A 17780-nucleotide genomic window follows, 5' to 3' on the forward strand; every position below is an offset into this window, starting at 1 on the left:
GAACGTCGAGTTTCTGCTTCATTAACTAATCCCAAGTTCTCTTTCACGGATAACGGTTTTAGCACGAGCTATTTCTTTGCGAACGTCACGGATCCGAGTCGGGTTGTCAAGCTGGCCTGTGGCCAATTGAAAACGGAGGTTAAAGAGTTCCTCTTTAAATCCGGCGATTTTTTGCTCGATTTCTGCAGTGGTTAAGTTGCGCAGTTCATTAGCTTTCATTTGCTTCACCACCCACTTCTTCTCGTTTCACAAACTTCGTTTTAACAGGCAGCTTGTGAGCGGCGAGACGCATCGCTTCGCGGGCGATTTCCTCGGACACGCCTCCAAGTTCAAACATGATCTTGCCTGGTTTTACAACGGCAACCCATTTCTCAACGTTACCTTTACCGCTACCCATCCGCACTTCGAGAGGCTTTTGAGTAATCGGCTTATCTGGGAAAATCTTAATCCATACTTTACCGCCACGACGAATGTAACGAGTCATCGCGATACGAGCAGCCTCGATCTGACGGTTCGTGATCCAGCCTGGTTCTGTTGCTTGCAGACCGAATTCGCCGAAGTTCAGTTCAGTACCGCCTTTAGCTTGACCTCTCATATGGCCGCGCTGTTGTTTGCGGTGTTTTACACGTTTTGGTACCAACATGATTAGTTGCCTCCTTCCTGAGCAGCTTGTTTCTTAGCCGTAGGAAGAACCTCTCCACGATAGATCCATACTTTCACGCCGATACGGCCGTAAGTCGTATGCGCTTCTGCTGTACCATAGTCGATGTCTGCACGAAGCGTATGAAGTGGAACAGTTCCTTCACTGTAGCCTTCCGTACGAGCAATCTCGGCTCCGCCAAGACGTCCGCTGACCGATGTTTTAATCCCTTTTGCTCCAGAGCGCATAGTTCTTTGAATCGCTTGTTTCAGTGCACGACGGAAAGATACACGACGTTCCAGCTGTTGTGCAATGCTTTCAGCAACAAGAATAGCGTCCAGTTCAGGGTTTTTGATTTCAGAAATGTTGATGTGAACTTTTTTACCGCCGGCAATTTTAGTCACTTGTCCGCGCAGTACTTCTACTTCGGAACCACCTTTACCGATAACCATACCTGGCTTCGCAGTGTGGATCGTCACGTTCACACGATTAGCCGCTCTCTCGATTTCGATACGGGATACAGCGGAGTCTTTCAATTTATTTTTCAGGTATTCACGGATTTTCACGTCTTCCAGCAAAAGATCACCGAAGTCTTTGCCTGCATACCATTTGGATTCCCAATCACGGATAATACCGATACGGAGTCCTACTGGATTTACCTTTTGGCCCACACGTTTTCCCTCCTTATTTTTCAGCTACCACCAAAGTAATGTGGCTGGTGCGTTTATTGATCCGGCTTGCACGTCCCATCGCACGCGGGCGGAAACGTTTCATAGTCGGTCCCTGGTTGACATAAGCTTGCGTCACAACCAATTTAGTTACATCCAAAGAGTAGTTATGCTCAGCGTTAGCGATAGCCGAGTTCAAAAGCTTCTCAACAACCGGAGATGCAGCTTTCGGAGTGTGACGAAGAATTGCGATCGCTTCGCCGACTTGCTTACCGCGGATCAAGTCAACAACGAGTTGAGCTTTACGAGGAGCAATACGAATCGATCTAGCATGTGCTTTTGCTTCCATATGTTTAACCTCCTCTCAAACAAAGAGCTTCATTAATTATCTTCTTGTTTTCTTATCATCTTCATGACCTTTGTAGGTACGAGTTGGAGCGAACTCACCCAACTTGTGTCCTACCATGTCCTCTGTTACATATACAGGTACATGTTTACGGCCATCGTATACTCCGAACGTGTGACCGATAAATTGCGGGAAAATAGTGGAGCGGCGGGACCAGGTTTTGATCACAGCCTTTTTGCTTGCGGCGTTCATGTCCTCCACTTTTTTGAGCAGATATCCGTCAATAAAAGGTCCTTTTTTCAAACTACGGCTCATATTGAAATCCTCCCTTCACCAAATTGTCTCGTTACCTTCGAGCCTGTCACGAAGTTATGCACAATCGCGCATTACTTCGTGCGGCGGCGAACGATATATTTGTCAGAAGCTTTACCTTTTTTACGTGTTTTGTAACCAAGGGTTGGTTTACCCCATGGAGACATAGGCGATTTACGTCCGATTGGAGCGCGGCCTTCACCACCACCGTGAGGGTGATCGTTAGGGTTCATGACGACACCACGTACTTCAGGACGTTGTCCAAGCCAGCGGCTACGACCAGCTTTACCGATTTTGATCAACTCATGGTCTTGGTTACCCACAGAACCGATAGTTGCACGGCAAACTTTCAGGATGCGACGAACTTCACCGGAAGAAAGACGAACAGTTACGTACTTATCTTCTTTACCGAGAAGTTGAGCTTCTGTACCAGCAGCACGAACCAATTGTCCGCCTTTACCTGGTTTCAACTCGATGTTGTGGATAACGGTACCTACCGGAATGTTTTCCAGTGGAAGTGAGTTACCGATCTTGATGTCAGCACCTACTCCAGATACTACTTGGTCTCCAACTTTCAGACCTTTAGGAGCGATGATATAACGTTTTTCACCATCTACATAGTGAATCAGAGCGATGTTGGAAGTACGGTTCGGGTCGTATTCGATTGTAGCAACGCGACCTGGAATGCCGTCTTTATTCCGTTTGAAGTCGATGATACGGTATTTACGCTTGTGTCCGCCGCCATGGTGACGAACCGTAATTTTACCTTGGTTGTTACGGCCAGCTGTTTTGCTCAGCGGAGCCAACAACGATTTCTCCGGCTGATTCGTGGTGATTTCTTCGAAAGTCGACACGGACATGTTGCGTCGAGCCGGGGATGTCGGTTTATACTTTTTAATAGGCACTGAATTTTCCCTCCTTACTTAAGAAATTCTTATTCAACCGATTCAAAGAACTCGAGCGGTTTGCTGTCTGGAGCCAAAGTCACGATTGCCTTTTTCCATTCGGTTGTGTAACCGGAATAACGGCCATAACGCTTTGGTTTAGCAGGAACACGCATCGTATTCACGTTCGATACTTTAACTTTAAAAATAGATTCGACAGCTTGCTTGATCTCGGTCTTGTTAGCACGGATATCCACTTCAAAAGCATATTTCAGCTCTGCCATGTAGTCAGCCGTACGTTCCGTGATCACCGGGCGCTTGATTATATCGCGTGGGTCTTTCATTACGCGAGCACCTCCTCTACCTTCTGAACTGCTTCCTTCGTAATGATCAGTTGATCGTACGACAGTACGTCAAGAACATTAATGCCGTCAGCCGCTACGAATTTCACACCAGGAATATTACGAGCGGAAAGGGCTACATTATCATCATAGCTTGGAGCAACGATCAGAGCTTTACGGCCTACTTTCAGGTTGCTAAGAATGTTAGCAAACTCTTTCGTTTTCGGCGCATTCAGCGTCAATTGATCCAATACGATAATCGCGTTGTCAATCACTTTGGAAGACAATGCGGATTTGATAGCCAAACGACGAACTTTCTTAGGAAGTTTAAATGTGTAGCTGCGCGGAGTTGGTCCAAATACCACACCGCCGCCTTTCCATTGTGGAGAACGGATCGAACCTTGACGAGCACGGCCAGTACCTTTTTGTTTCCAAGGCTTACGTCCGCCGCCGCGTACTTCAGAACGTCCTTTTACTTTGTGGGTACCACGACGAAGCGAAGCGCGCTGCAACAATACTGCACTGTGCAATACGTGTGCGTTCGGCTCGATGCCGAATACAGCTTCATTCAATTCTACTTCGCCAACTTGGCTACCGCTGACATTATAAAGTGCTACTTTAGGCATTGTTTGTTCCTCCTTTCTTTAGGCGATTATTTCTTCACCGTTTCTTTGATTTGAACGAAACCTTTTTTAGGTCCAGGAATGGAACCTTTTACAAGGATTACGTTACGCTCTGCATCGACTTTAACAACTTCGAGCTTTTGAATCGTAACTGTCTCATTGCCCATGTGACCTGGCAGACGCTTTCCTTTAGGAACACGGTTTGCCTGGATCGAACCCATGGAACCTGGTCTACGGTGATAACGGGAACCGTGAGACATTGGTCCGCGGCTTTGGCCCCAACGCTTGATTACACCTTGGAAACCTTTACCTTTGGAAATACCCGTTACGTCAACAAATTCGCCTTCTGCGAAGACATCAGCCTTCAGCTCTTGTCCAACCTCGACACTCGCGAGGTCAACACCGCGAATTTCGCGAACGTAGCGCTTAGGCGCAGTGTTTGCTTTTTTCGCATGGCCTGCTTCTGGTTTGTTAGATCTGTTCTCTTTCTTATCAGAGAAACCGACTTGAATCGCTTCGTATCCGTCGTTTTCCAGATCTTTCTTTTGAAGAACAACACAAGGACCTGCTTCGATAACCGTTACAGGAATTACAACACCCTCAGGGGTAAACACTTGAGTCATTCCGAGCTTTCTACCTAAGATACCTTTCATGTTGACACCTCTTTTCTCTTCTCTAATTCATTATGCAGTGCTTACAGTTTGATTTCGATATCTACACCGGACGGCAGGTCCAAGCGCATCAAGGCATCCACAGTTTGTGGAGTCGGGTTCACGATGTCGATCAAGCGTTTATGTGTACGCATTTCGAACTGTTCCCGAGAATCCTTATACTTGTGCACCGCACGGAGAATGGTAATTACTTGTTTCTCAGTTGGCAGCGGGATCGGACCGGATACACCAGCACCCGAACGTTTTGCTGTCTCAACAATTTTCTCAGCGGATTGATCAAGAACTCTGTGGTCGTATGCTTTCAAGCGAATACGAATTTTTTGCTTTGCCATTTTATTCCCTCCTTCTATCGCCCAATTTGGTATCGGACATACTCCGCGAAAATTTTCCAACCACCCACCTCATGGCAAAGGGGCCGGGTGTGTCGGTAACCTCTCACATCATCGCAACGTCGCAGAACAACATTCACTATTATATATAAAAGATAGGCGTATTGCAAGCACTAATTCATAATTAATATGTATTTGCATCATTAACCGAAAGTTGCAGGACTTGGTTAATAGACTTCATCGCTCACGCATATCATATTGTATGTGATCTCTTCTATATAATAGATAGTTTCGAATCTAAACCGCTAATATCCTTCGGAGCTTGTAATCAGGTTACTCGAACCGATCTCAAATAGGAAAAGAGCCTGATCCAAAGGATCAGACTCTTTTATCAGGACATCACATTGTTACTCGTTACAATACACTGTTGCTATATTCAAGGCTGTTCGTAAGCCTTAATTATTTAATGATGCTTGCAACGGAACCAGCACCTACGGTACGGCCGCCTTCACGAATGGAGAACTTAGTTCCTTCTTCAATCGCGATTGGGTTGATCAGGCTAACCGTTACAGTGATGTTATCACCAGGCATAACCATTTCAGAACCCTCTGGCAAGTTGATCACGCCAGTTACGTCCGTAGTACGGAAGTAGAACTGTGGACGGTAGCCAGTGAAGAAAGGCTTATGACGTCCGCCTTCTTCTTTGCTCAGTACGTATACTTGAGCTGTGAACTCTGTGTGTGGTTTAACGGAAGCAGGCTTAGCAAGTACTTGACCGCGCTCGATTTGAGTACGCTCAACACCACGAAGCAATGCACCGATGTTGTCACCAGCTTGTGCGGAATCCAGCAATTTACGGAACATCTCAACGCCCGTAACAACGGATTTCTTAGTTTCTTCAGCGATACCAACGATTTCGATCTCGTCACCAACTTTGATCGTACCACGCTCTACACGACCTGTAGCAACGGTACCACGACCAGTGATGGAGAATACGTCCTCGACAGGCATCAAGAAAGGCTTGTCAGTGTCGCGCTCAGGCAATGGGATGTACTCGTCGATTGTTTTGAACATTTCAACGATTTTTTGTGCCCATTCGCCTTCTGGGTTTTGCAGAGCTTCACGAGCGGAACCACGAGTGATCGGAGTGTCGTCGCCTGGGAAGTCATACTCGCTCAGCAGGTCGCGAACTTCCATCTCAACCAATTCCAAGAGCTCTTCGTCTTCAACCATGTCGCATTTGTTCAAGAATACAACGATGTAAGGAACGCCTACTTGGCGGGACAACAGGATGTGCTCACGAGTTTGCGGCATTGGGCCGTCAGCTGCGGATACAACCAGGATTGCTCCGTCCATTTGAGCAGCACCAGTGATCATGTTTTTAACATAGTCAGCGTGACCTGGGCAGTCAACGTGTGCATAGTGACGAGTATCAGTTTCGTATTCAACGTGGGAAGTCGAAATTGTGATACCGCGCTCGCGCTCTTCTGGAGCCTTGTCGATTTGGTCGAAAGACATTGCAGCACCACCGTAAGTTTTGGACAATACAGATGTGATTGCAGCTGTCAAAGTTGTTTTACCATGGTCAACGTGACCGATAGTACCGATGTTAACATGGGGTTTCGTACGTTCGTATTTAGCCTTTGCCATTTGAACAATTCCTCCTTAAGGGGATATATATGTTAGGCCGGAAGCGGAGTTAACGGGATGTTGGTCCCGCCTCCTATCCAGCAGGTAAAACGTTATTACTCTCCGCCTTTGATCTTGGACACAATTTCATCGGAGATATTCTTAGGAACTTCTTCGTAGTGGGAGAGTTCCATGGAGAACACACCGCGTCCTTGTGTACCGGAGCGAAGGGTAGTGGAGTAACCGAACATTTCGGAAAGAGGTACTTTCGCACGGATAATTTGAGTACCACCACGGGAGTCCATACCTTCGATACGTCCACGGCGGGAGTTCAGCATACCCATTACGTCGCCCATGTATTCCTCAGGCACGGTAACTTCAACTTTCATGATTGGCTCAAGCAGGACAGGCTTACACTTGTCTTTAGCTGCTTTCAGAGCCATGGAACCGGCGATTTTAAACGCCATTTCATTGGAGTCAACATCATGGTAAGAACCGTCAACGATTGTTGCTTTAACGTCAACAAGCGGGAAGCCGGCGAGTACACCGTTCTTCATTTGCTCTTCAATACCTTGTTGTGCTGGACCAATGTATTCTCTTGGTACCGAACCACCGACAACTTTGCTGTCGAATTGGTTACCGCTACCTGGTTCCAGAGGTTCGAACTCAACCCATACGTGACCGTATTGTCCACGACCACCGGACTGACGAACGAATTTACCTTCAACGCGAGCTGGTGCACGGAATGTTTCGCGGTAAGCTACTTGTGGTTTACCCACGTTAGTTTCTACCTTGAACTCACGACGCATACGGTCGATGATGATGTCCAAGTGAAGCTCACCCATACCTGCCAGGATCGTTTGGCCTGTTTCTTCATCAGTATGTGCACGAAGAGTTGGATCCTCTTCCGTCAACTTACCGAGAGCCACACCCATTTTATCTTGGTCAGCTTTCGTCTTAGGTTCTACTGCGATTTCGATAACCGGATCAGGGAAGTTCATGGACTCCAGAATAACCGGGTTTTTCTCATCACATAGTGTATCACCTGTACCCGTATCTTTCAAACCTACGGCAGCTGCGATATCTCCGGCGAATACTTCGGAAATTTCTTGGCGGCTGTTCGCATGCATTTGAAGGATACGACCGATGCGCTCACGCTTACCTTTAGTTGCATTCAGTACGTAAGAGCCGGATTGCAGTACACCGGAGTATACGCGGAAGAATGTCAGCTTACCAACATAAGGGTCCGTAGCGATTTTGAATGCCAAAGCCGAGAACGGCTCTTCATCGGAAGAATGACGGATAGCTTCAGTTCCGTCTTCAAGGGTACCCTTGATGTCTGGAACGTCAGTTGGAGCCGGCAAATAATCGATTACGGCATCAAGCATCAGCTGAACGCCTTTGTTACGGTAAGAAGATCCACAGATAACCGGGAAGATCTTAACTTCGACAACACCTTTACGCAGAGCAGCTTTCAACTCAGCGATGGTGATTTCTTCACCTTCAAGATATTTCATTGTCAAGTCTTCGTCAAGTTCTGCTACCTTCTCAACAAGCTCGTTGCGAAGCTCTTCCACTTGATCCTTGAATTCTGCTGGAATTTCGGTTTCTTCGATATTTTGACCGAGGTCATCCTTATACATATAAGCTTTTTCCTCGATAATATCGATGATGCCAATGAAATCATTCTCTGCACCGATCGGAAGCTGAATCGCTACCGCATTCGCTTGCAGACGCTCTCTCATATCTTTAACTACGTTCAAGTAGTCGGCACCGATAATATCCATTTTGTTTACGTATGCGATCCGCGGAACTCCATAACGGTCTGCTTGTCTCCAAACAGTCTCCGACTGAGGTTCAACGCCCTCTTTCGCACTGAATACACCTACTGCCCCATCCAATACACGAAGGGAACGTTCAACTTCTACTGTGAAGTCAACGTGCCCCGGGGTGTCGATAATATTAACGCGATGACCCTTCCAAGAAGCGGTAGTCGCAGCGGATGTAATCGTGATACCGCGCTCCTGCTCCTGCTCCATCCAGTCCATTGTAGCTGCACCCTCGTGAACTTCCCCGATTTTGTGCGTACGGCCTGTATAGAACAAAATCCGCTCTGTAGTGGTCGTTTTACCAGCGTCAATATGCGCCATGATCCCGATATTACGTGTATTTTTCAAGGAGAACTCTCTTGTCGCCATGCGAATAGTCTCCCTTCAAAATTAGAAGTATTAATTAGTTGCTGAATCCTACCAACGGTAGTGAGCAAACGCTTTGTTCGCTTCAGCCATTTTGTGTGTATCTTCGCGTTTCTTAACGGAAGCGCCTGTGTTGTTGGAAGCATCGATGATCTCAGCCGCCAAACGCTCTTCCATGGTTTTCTCGCCGCGGTTGCGGGAGTAGTTTACGAGCCAACGTAATCCAAGGGATGTACGTCTCTCTGGTTTAACTTCGATCGGAACCTGGTAGTTAGCACCGCCGACACGACGAGCTTTAACTTCCAATACTGGCATGATGTTCTTGATAGCTGCTTCAAACACTTCCATCGGATCATTACCAGTACGTTCCTTGATGATGTTGAACGAATTGTAAAGGATGCTTTGAGCAACACCTCTTTTACCATCCAACATGATGCGGTTGATCAGACGAGTTACCAGCTTGCTGTTATACACTGGATCTGGCAGCACGTCTCTTTTAGTTACTGGACCTTTGCGTGGCATGGATATCCCCCTTTCTTCAGTCATGAGTCATGTTACGAAAACATGAGCATCAATTAGCTTTTTGCTTTAGGACGCTTCGTGCCGTATTTGGAACGAGCTTGCATCCGGTTGTTTACACCAGCGGTATCAAGTGCGCCGCGAACGATATGGTAACGTACACCCGGAAGGTCTTTTACCCGTCCACCGCGAACCAATACAACACTGTGCTCTTGCAAGTTATGTCCGATACCCGGAATGTAAGCCGTCACCTCAATGCGGTTCGTCAAGCGAACACGAGCATATTTACGAAGTGCGGAGTTCGGTTTTTTCGGCGTCATTGTGCCTACACGAGTGCATACACCGCGTTTTTGCGGAGCGCTCAAGTCGGTCTCCTCACGTTTCAAAGCGTTAAAACCTTTTTGAAGAGCTGGAGATTTCGATTTGTAAACTTTAGCTTGACGGCCCTTGCGAACCAGTTGGTTAATTGTTGGCATGCTTGCCACCCCCTTCCCGTATTTATCATTCGATTACAAACCTCGTTTAAGTCCACAGACCCAGGCGGTTCATAAAAGAACAAATGAAAAGTTTTTGCCGAGAGAAGTAACGTCTTCTCCAACAAAAACGATTTCTCAAATCATGATTTCAAGACAGCTACCATAGCTGCACCAACTTCAATACCGCATGCTTCTCCAAGCTCTATCATCGTGGGTACATAGTTGATATGCACGCCATTCTTATCACACTCGGATACGACTTTTGAAATCAAACGTTGGTCGCAATCTTCAGCCACATAAACCTCTGTAGCCAAACCGGATTCAACGGCCTTCATCGTTTGTTTGGTGCCAATCTTGATGTGTGCATCCTGTAATCCTTTATCATTAGACATAAGTCATTCCTCCAAAAGAACAGGGAACAAAGAAACTATTCACGCACCTTTGCTATATTAGCATCTGCCCTAATCGATGTCAAGCTATTAAATCAGGAAAAAAGAAACTTTGGGACGAGGAGGTCTTCCGCATCTTAAGATACGGAAATCTCCTCATCACCTGACTGTTTCTTAATCTATAGAAGCTGTTTCGAGTTCCTGACTTTCGTCATTCACATCGTTTTGTCCCTCGAACTTCACGCTGCGATAACGGTTCATACCGGTACCTGCAGGGATCAGTTTACCAATGATAACATTCTCTTTCAGACCAAGCAGCTGATCGACTTTACCTTTGATGGCAGCGTCAGTCAACACGCGAGTCGTCTCCTGGAAGGAGGCTGCTGACAAGAACGAATCCGTTTCGAGAGATGCTTTTGTAATCCCGAGGAGAACCGGTTTAGCAACCGCTGGTTCTTTCCCGGAGAGAATAGCGTCTTTATTAGCTGTCTCGTATTCATGCATATCCACGAAGGAGCCTGGCAGCAGGGTCGTATCTCCCGCATCAACGATACGGAATTTACGCAGCATCTGTCTGATCATAACTTCAACGTGTTTATCATTAATTTCTACGCCTTGGTTACGGTATACGCGTTGAACTTCCTGAAGGATGTAGTTCTGCACGCCACGGATACCTTTGATACGAAGCATTTCCTTCGGATCAATGGAACCATCGGTCAGTTCATCCCCGGCTTCAATTTGCTTGCCTTCGCTTACGCGCAGACGGGAGCCATAGGTAACAGCGTAAACCTTAGTCTCAGCTTCACCTTGTACTTCGATTTCACGACGGTCCTTCGTTTCGCGGATCTCTTTAACCACACCGTCGATCTCACTAATGGTCGCTTGACCTTTAGGATTACGGGCTTCAAAGAGCTCCTGGATACGCGGAAGACCTTGTGTAATATCATCGCCGGCAACGCCGCCTGTGTGGAACGTACGCATCGTGAGCTGTGTTCCCGGCTCGCCGATGGATTGAGCTGCGATAATACCAACCGCTTCACCAATCTCAACATGCTTACCAGTAGCCAGGTTACGGCCGTAACATTTTTTGCAGACGCCATAACGCGCACGGCAGCTCAAGATGGAACGAATTTGAAGCTTCTCAACGCCAGCTGCTACGATTTCCTCAGCTTTGTCGGAGTCAATCAATTCGTTACGGTTCACGATGATCTCTTTCGTTTCCGGATGACGGACAGTTTCAAATGCATAACGTCCCTCAATACGGTCGTAGAGATCCTCGATAACTTCTTTACCGTCCTGAATACGGCTAACGGTAAAGCCTTTATCCGTGCTGCACTCATCTTCGCGAACGATAACATCCTGGGCTACGTCAACAAGTCGACGAGTCAAGTAACCGGAGTCAGCGGTACGAAGCGCCGTATCGGCAAGACCTTTACGCGCACCGTGCGTGGACAGGAAGTACTCGAGTACCGTCAGTCCTTCACGGAAGTTCGATTTGATTGGGAGTTCGATGATACGACCCGACGGGTTCGCCATCAGACCCCGCATACCGCCGAGCTGAGTGATCTGCGATTTGTTACCCCGTGCTTTGGAATCTACCATGAGCATGATGGAGTTAAAGCGGTCCATCGATTTCATGAGTACATCCGTGATATCGTCCTTGGTCTTGGACCAGATATCGATAACACGATCATAACGTTCTTCATTCGTAATCAAGCCGCGGCGATATTGGTTCGTTACCACTTTAACCTTCTCGTCGGACTCTTTCAGAATTTCATTTTTCTCGTCAGGTACGATAACGTCGGAGACCGCAACCGTTACGCCTGCTCGAGTGGAATAGGTGAAACCGAGCTGCTTGATTTTATCCAAAATCACAGAGGTTTCCGTTGTATGGTACGTTTCAAAGCAGCGTGCAATGATGGAACCCAGATATTCCTTACCAACAGCACCGCTGATTGGCAGTTCCTGAATCACTTTTTGAATATCTGCACCCTTCTCGTACACGAAATACTTCTCAGGCGTGCCTTGCAGCAGGTTCGTACGAGTCGCTTCATTGATGTACGGGAAGCTGGCAGGGAAAATCTCGTTGAAGATAATCCGGCCGATCGTCGTAATCAAAATCGCATCCTGCTGTTTTTCCGTGAAGCTGGTTTTGCCAAGAGCTTTCACCGGAATCGCTACGCGTGCATGCAGACCAGCTGCTTCACGCTGATAAGCGGAAACCGCTTCGTTCACGCTGCCCAGAATCATGCCGGTACCTTTTTCTTCCTTGTTATCCATAGTCAGATAGAAGGAACCCAGTACCATATCCTGAGAAGGCGTAACAACCGGCTTACCGTCTTTCGGGTTCAAAATGTTACCCGATGCCAGCATCAAAAGACGTGCTTCAGCTTGAGCTTCAGCTGACAAAGGAACGTGAACCGCCATTTGGTCACCGTCAAAGTCAGCGTTATACGCTGTACATACGAGCGGGTGAAGACGGATCGCATGGCCCTCAACCAGAATCGGTTCAAATGCTTGAATACCGAGTCTGTGAAGCGTCGGTGCACGGTTCAGAAGAACCGGATGCTCTTTAATAACCTCTTCGAGCACATCCCATACTTCTGGACTTACACGTTCTACTTTGCGCTTCGCACTCTTGATATTATGTGCAAGGCCTTTGTTGACCAGTTCTTTCATAACAAACGGCTTGAAGAGCTCAAGCGCCATTTTCTTAGGCAGACCGCATTGATACATTTTCAGGTAAGGACCTACAACGATAACGGAACGACCGGAATAGTCAACCCGTTTACCGAGCAAGTTCTGACGGAAACGTCCTTGTTTACCTTTCAGCATGTGGCTGAGGGATTTAAGCGGACGGTTACCAGGACCTGTGACCGGACGACCGCGGCGGCCGTTATCGATCAGTGCATCGACAGCTTCCTGCAGCATGCGCTTCTCGTTCTGAACGATAATATCCGGCGCGCCGAGATCCAGCAGTCTTTTCAGACGGTTGTTCCGGTTAATAACACGACGGTACAGATCGTTCAAGTCGGAGGTCGCAAAGCGTCCACCATCAAGTTGAACCATCGGGCGAAGCTCCGGCGGAATGACCGGCAGCACATCCATGATCATCCACTCCGGATTGTTGCCGGAGTTACGGAACGCCTCAATTACTTCCAGGCGTTTGATGGCCCGGTTGCGGCGCTGACCCTGTGCAGTGCGCAATTCTTCCTTAAGGAACTCAAGCTCTTTGTCAATGTCGATGTCTTGAAGAAGTTTCTTAACCGCTTCAGCACCCATGCCTGCTTGGAATCCGTAACCGTACTTCTCACGGTAGCTGCGATATTCCTTCTCGGACAACAGTTGCTTCTTCTCCAGCGGTGTATCTCCCGGATCGGTTACAACATAAGATGCGAAGTAAATGATCTCCTCCAGAGATCGTGGGGACATATCCAGAGCCAGACCCATACGGCTTGGAATGCCTTTGAAATACCAAATATGCGATACAGGAGCCGCAAGTTCGATATGACCCATCCGTTCACGACGGACTTTAGCGCGTGTTACTTCAACGCCACAGCGATCGCAGACTACTCCTTTATAACGGACACGCTTATACTTACCGCAATGACATTCCCAGTCCTTCTGCGGACCAAAAATCCGCTCACAGAACAAGCCTTCTTTCTCCGGCTTCAATGTACGGTAGTTAATCGTTTCCGGCTTCTTCACCTCTCCGCGAGACCAAGAGCGAATTTTTTCCGGTGAAGCAAGACCGATTTTCATGTACTCAAAATTGTTAACGTCCAACAAGGAGCAACCCTCCTCAACCTAGTCCTATTTATGTGCTATACGACCATAACACCACCGCCGACTTATAAGCCGACGGGGGTGAATGATTGACCGTTATTCCACTCCGACTTCAGTGCCTTCCAAGTTAAGGCTCAGTTTATCACCTTGAGCATCGTCTTCGTCATCGAGTTCTTTCATCTCGATTTCCTCTTCATTCTCGCTCAGGATTTTGACATCCATACCAAGAGACTGAAGCTCTTTAATCAATACCTTGAACGATTCAGGAACACCCGGTTCCGGAACGTTCTCGCCTTTGACGATGGATTCGTAGGTTTTCACCCGGCCGACCACGTCATCCGACTTGACGGTAAGAATTTCTTGCAGCGTATAAGCAGCACCGTAAGCTTCAAGTGCCCACACTTCCATCTCACCGAAGCGCTGTCCACCGAACTGAGCTTTACCACCCAGCGGCTGCTGCGTAACGAGAGAGTATGGTCCCGTAGAACGGGCGTGAATTTTATCATCAACCATGTGCGCGAGCTTGATCATGTGCATGACGCCGACGGTAACTTCACGTTCAAAACGTTCACCCGTCCGTCCGTCGTACAATACGGTCTTACCATTGCGCTGCATGCCTGCTTCTTCCATCGTGTCAAACACGTCATACTCGCTTGCACCGTCAAATACCGGTGAAGCCACGTGAATGCCGAGCTGGAGCGCAGCCATACCCAAGTGAACCTCGAGCACCTGACCGATGTTCATCCGTGATGGAACCCCTAGAGGGTTCAACACAACTTGAACCGGCGTGCCATCTGGCAGGAACGGCATATCTTCTTCAGGCAAAATACGGGCAACGACACCTTTGTTACCGTGACGTCCGGCCATTTTGTCACCTTCGGAGATTTTACGTTTCTGTGCGATGTAAACACGAACCAGTTGGTTAACGCCCGGCGGCAATTCGTCACCGTTCTCACGTGTAAACACCTTCACGTCTACGATGATTCCGTCACTACCGTGAGGAACGCGCAGCGAGGTATCGCGCACTTCGCGAGCCTTCTCACCGAAGATCGCATGCAGGAGACGCTCTTCAGCCGTCAGCTCGGTTACACCCTTAGGCGTTACCTTACCTACGAGAATATCTCCGGCGCTGATTTCGGCACCGATGCGGATAATTCCGCGCTCGTCAAGGTTCTTCAGTGCTTCTTCACCTACGTTAGGAATATCACGCGTAATTTCTTCCGGTCCGAGCTTCGTGTCGCGAGCTTCGGATTCGTACTCCTCGATATGAATCGAAGTGTACACATCCTCTTTGACCAGTTTCTCGGAGAGAAGAATCGCATCCTCGTAGTTGTAACCTTCCCAAGTCATGAACGCAACAACGACGTTGCGGCCCAGTGCCAATTCGCCCATCTCCGTGGATGGACCGTCTGCGAGAATGTCACCTTTTTTGATGACATCGCCGCGTTTAACGATTGGACGCTGATTGATGCATGTTCCTTGGTTCGAACGCATAAATTTGTGTAATTTATGTTTAATAAGATCGCCTTTGACTTCTTGTCCGTCGACATTTTCCACACGGCGGACCCAGATTTCATTAGCGGATGAACGTTCAATAATCCCGTCATGTTTGGATACAATACATACACCGGAGTCTTTCGCAGACTTGTGTTCCATTCCGGTTCCGACGAGCGGAGCTTTAGGAATAAGAAGCGGAACAGCCTGCCGCTGCATGTTGGATCCCATCAGCGCGCGGTTGGAGTCATCGTTCTCAAGGAACGGAATGAGCGCCGTCGCTACCGACACGACCTGCTTAGGCGATACGTCCATGTAGTCTACACGGTCGCTCGGCATAGGAAGGATGTTATCGGACTGCTTGTTATAACGGACGATAACCATTTCGTCAGCGAAGGTACCATCTTCGTTGAGCTCGGCGTTCGCCTGGGCAACGATGTAGTTATCCTCTTCGTCTGCAGTCAGGTAATCGATTTGGTCCGTTACTTTACCGGTCTTCGGATCCACCCAACGATACGGAGCTTCAATGAAGCCATATTCGTTGATGCGCGCAAACGTCGACAAGGAGTTGATCAGACCGATGTTCGGTCCCTCCGGCGTCTCGATCGGACACATACGGCCATAGTGACTGTGGTGAACGTCCCGCACTTCAAAGCCCGCACGCTCACGAGTCAAACCGCCGGGTCCGAGAGCAGACAGACGACGTTTATGGGTCAGTTCCGCAAGCGGGTTGGTCTGATCCATGAACTGCGACAGCTGGGAGCTTCCGAAGAACTCTTTAATCGATGCGATAACCGGACGTATGTTGATAAGCGCCTGCGGCGTAATCACGTTTGCATCCTGAATCGACATTCTTTCACGAACGACACGTTCCATCCGGGACAAACCGATACGGAACTGATTTTGAAGCAATTCGCCTACGGAACGCAGACGACGGTTACCCAGGTGGTCAATATCATCCGTATTGCCAATCCCATGCAGCAGGTTGATGAAATAGCTGATGGAAGAAATGATATCTGCCTGTGTAATATGCTTCACCGATTTATCAATGTTTGCGTTCGCGATGACCTTCACGACTTTGGCATCCTCAATCGGAGAGAATACATCGATCGTTTGCAGCGGGATATCCTCGCTGTCCATCACACCGCCGGTAACATGATAGTTCTTGAAGCCTACGCTCTTCTCAAGGTAAGGCATGATCTCGTCCAAAAGACGGCGGTCTACGGTTTGACCAGCTTCTGCAATGATCTCACCCGTATCGATGTCTATCAAACTCTCTGCCAAACGCTGATTAAAGAGGCGGTTCTTAATATGAAGCTTCTTGTTGATCTTGTAGCGACCAACGTTAGCCAAATCATAACGCTTCGGATCGAAGAAACGGGCAACGAGAAGGCTCTTCGCATTCTCCAGTGTTGGCGGCTCGCCCGGACGAAGACGTTCATAGATTTCGATGAGCGCTTTTTCCGTGGAGTCGGTGTTGTCTTTATCCAGCGTATTTTGAATATATTCATCATTGCCCAGAAGATCCAGAATCTCGGCATCTGTACCAAAACCAAGTGCACGTAAAAGTACCGTTACAGGGATTTTACGGGTACGGTCGATCCGGACATAGATAATGTCCTTCGCGTCCATCTCCAGTTCAAGCCAAGCGCCGCGGTTAGGGATAACTGTTGCAGTGTACGTCGTCTTACCGTTTTTATCCACTTTTGTGCTGAAATAGACGCTGGGAGAGCGAACCAACTGGCTGACAATAACCCGTTCGGCACCATTGATAATGAATGTTCCGGTTTCCGTCATTAACGGGAAGTCTCCCATGAACACTTCCTGCTCCTTGACCTCTCCGGTCTCCTTGTTAATGAGCCGGACTTTCACGCGGAGCGGCGCCGCATAAGTAACGTCGCGTTCTTTCGCGTCATCGACGGTGTATTTCGGTTCTCCAAGGCTGTAGTCAATGAACTCTAGCACCAAATTACCTGTGAAATCCTGAATCGGCGAGATGTCCTGGAACATTTCGCGGAGTCCTTCCTCCAAAAACCATTCATAAGATTTTTGTTGGATTTCAATCAGGTTCGGAACTTCGAGTACCTCGTTAATACGAGCATAACTTCGCCGAGTGCGTCGACCATATTGAACAAGATGTCCTGCCAACTTAAACTCACCCCTCATGTCTACTCACTTTAAAAATTTCATTGCGAACCTCTGTTTGTAACACTATAATGGAACATACAGAGGACACTCCCATAAATAGAGAAAAGCCCTTATCGAATACCTTTTCGAAAAAAGAGCAGCTTATCCATGGTTATGATAATCATCTCATATCCTGTAGATTTGCCCAAAATGTACATATTATACGTCAATATGATCGACTTTATGCATCTTTCCACACATTAAGTCTTGACATTTCAGCCAACTAAAGACAAAGAGACCATCCTAATACTGACATTTTATAATAATACCATACCAGCATACCCAAGTCAA

Annotated in this window: 17 protein-coding genes; all 17 read right to left on the reverse strand. The window is 47.8% G+C overall.

Annotated elements, in window-relative coordinates; translation table 11 throughout:
• Nucleotides 1-21 precede the first annotated feature (21 nt).
• Nucleotides 22-219 (reverse strand): 50S ribosomal protein L29, encoded by a 198-nt coding sequence (rpmC, locus tag BJP58_RS16600; protein ID WP_007132561.1) that lies wholly within the window; start codon nt 217-219, stop codon nt 22-24.
• Entirely contained in the window at nt 209-643 is a 435-nt protein-coding gene (gene rplP / locus BJP58_RS16605; protein ID WP_009589221.1) for a 50S ribosomal protein L16, read from the reverse strand. Before rplP ends, rpmC begins: the two co-directional genes overlap by 11 nt.
• A gap of 2 nt (nt 644-645) precedes the next feature.
• The gene (gene rpsC, locus BJP58_RS16610) at nt 646-1311 is read right to left on the reverse strand and encodes a 30S ribosomal protein S3 (protein WP_006212915.1); all 666 of its coding nucleotides are present in this window, start codon (nt 1309-1311) and stop codon (nt 646-648) included.
• A gap of 13 nt (nt 1312-1324) precedes the next feature.
• Nucleotides 1325-1657 carry a 50S ribosomal protein L22 gene (gene rplV / locus BJP58_RS16615; RefSeq protein ID WP_015737624.1) on the reverse strand — a complete coding sequence of 111 codons (333 nt, stop codon included), beginning with the start codon at nt 1655-1657 and terminating at the stop codon, nt 1325-1327.
• A gap of 36 nt (nt 1658-1693) precedes the next feature.
• Nucleotides 1694-1969 (reverse strand): 30S ribosomal protein S19, encoded by a 276-nt coding sequence (gene rpsS, locus BJP58_RS16620; protein WP_006212917.1) that lies wholly within the window; start codon nt 1967-1969, stop codon nt 1694-1696.
• Between the two features lie 71 nt (nt 1970-2040).
• Nucleotides 2041-2871, reverse strand: a complete 831-nt coding sequence (rplB, locus tag BJP58_RS16625; RefSeq protein ID WP_076326223.1) for a 50S ribosomal protein L2 — start codon at nt 2869-2871, stop codon at nt 2041-2043.
• A gap of 29 nt (nt 2872-2900) precedes the next feature.
• Nucleotides 2901-3194 carry a 50S ribosomal protein L23 gene (gene rplW, locus BJP58_RS16630; protein ID WP_006212919.1) on the reverse strand — a complete coding sequence of 98 codons (294 nt, stop codon included), beginning with the start codon at nt 3192-3194 and terminating at the stop codon, nt 2901-2903.
• On the reverse strand, nt 3194-3817 hold the full coding sequence (gene rplD / locus BJP58_RS16635) for a 50S ribosomal protein L4 (protein ID WP_071221019.1): 624 nt from the start codon (nt 3815-3817) through the stop codon (nt 3194-3196). Before rplD ends, rplW begins: the two co-directional genes overlap by 1 nt.
• Nucleotides 3818-3843: 26 nt before the next feature.
• On the reverse strand, nt 3844-4467 hold the full coding sequence (gene rplC, locus BJP58_RS16640; protein WP_009589211.1) for a 50S ribosomal protein L3: 624 nt from the start codon (nt 4465-4467) through the stop codon (nt 3844-3846).
• A 41-nt stretch (nt 4468-4508) separates the two neighbouring features.
• A complete protein-coding gene (gene rpsJ, locus BJP58_RS16645; RefSeq protein WP_009589214.1) occupies nt 4509-4817 on the reverse strand; it encodes a 30S ribosomal protein S10 in 309 nt (102 codons plus the stop codon).
• A gap of 456 nt (nt 4818-5273) precedes the next feature.
• Nucleotides 5274-6464, reverse strand: a complete 1191-nt coding sequence (gene tuf / locus BJP58_RS16650) for an elongation factor Tu (protein WP_194544704.1) — start codon at nt 6462-6464, stop codon at nt 5274-5276.
• A 95-nt stretch (nt 6465-6559) separates the two neighbouring features.
• On the reverse strand, nt 6560-8641 hold the full coding sequence (gene fusA, locus BJP58_RS16655) for an elongation factor G (RefSeq protein WP_090914106.1): 2082 nt from the start codon (nt 8639-8641) through the stop codon (nt 6560-6562).
• A 48-nt stretch (nt 8642-8689) separates the two neighbouring features.
• Entirely contained in the window at nt 8690-9160 is a 471-nt protein-coding gene (gene rpsG, locus BJP58_RS16660) for a 30S ribosomal protein S7 (RefSeq protein WP_006212929.1), read from the reverse strand.
• A 53-nt stretch (nt 9161-9213) separates the two neighbouring features.
• Complete coding sequence (gene rpsL, locus BJP58_RS16665) at nt 9214-9633, reverse strand: 30S ribosomal protein S12 (protein WP_006212930.1); 420 nt, start codon at nt 9631-9633, stop codon at nt 9214-9216.
• Nucleotides 9634-9773: 140 nt separating this feature from the next.
• Nucleotides 9774-10025, reverse strand: a complete 252-nt coding sequence (locus tag BJP58_RS16670) for a ribosomal L7Ae/L30e/S12e/Gadd45 family protein (protein ID WP_015737626.1) — start codon at nt 10023-10025, stop codon at nt 9774-9776.
• 171 nt (nt 10026-10196) lie between these two features.
• The gene (gene rpoC / locus BJP58_RS16675; protein ID WP_194544705.1) at nt 10197-13811 is read right to left on the reverse strand and encodes a DNA-directed RNA polymerase subunit beta'; all 3615 of its coding nucleotides are present in this window, start codon (nt 13809-13811) and stop codon (nt 10197-10199) included.
• Between the two features lie 93 nt (nt 13812-13904).
• Complete coding sequence (gene rpoB, locus BJP58_RS16680) at nt 13905-17450, reverse strand: DNA-directed RNA polymerase subunit beta (RefSeq protein WP_071221023.1); 3546 nt, start codon at nt 17448-17450, stop codon at nt 13905-13907.
• Nucleotides 17451-17780: the final 330 nt, after the last annotated feature.

The organism is Paenibacillus sp. JZ16, assembly GCF_015326965.1.
In the GTDB taxonomy this organism is placed as follows: Bacteria; Bacillota; Bacilli; order Paenibacillales; family Paenibacillaceae; genus Paenibacillus_AQ.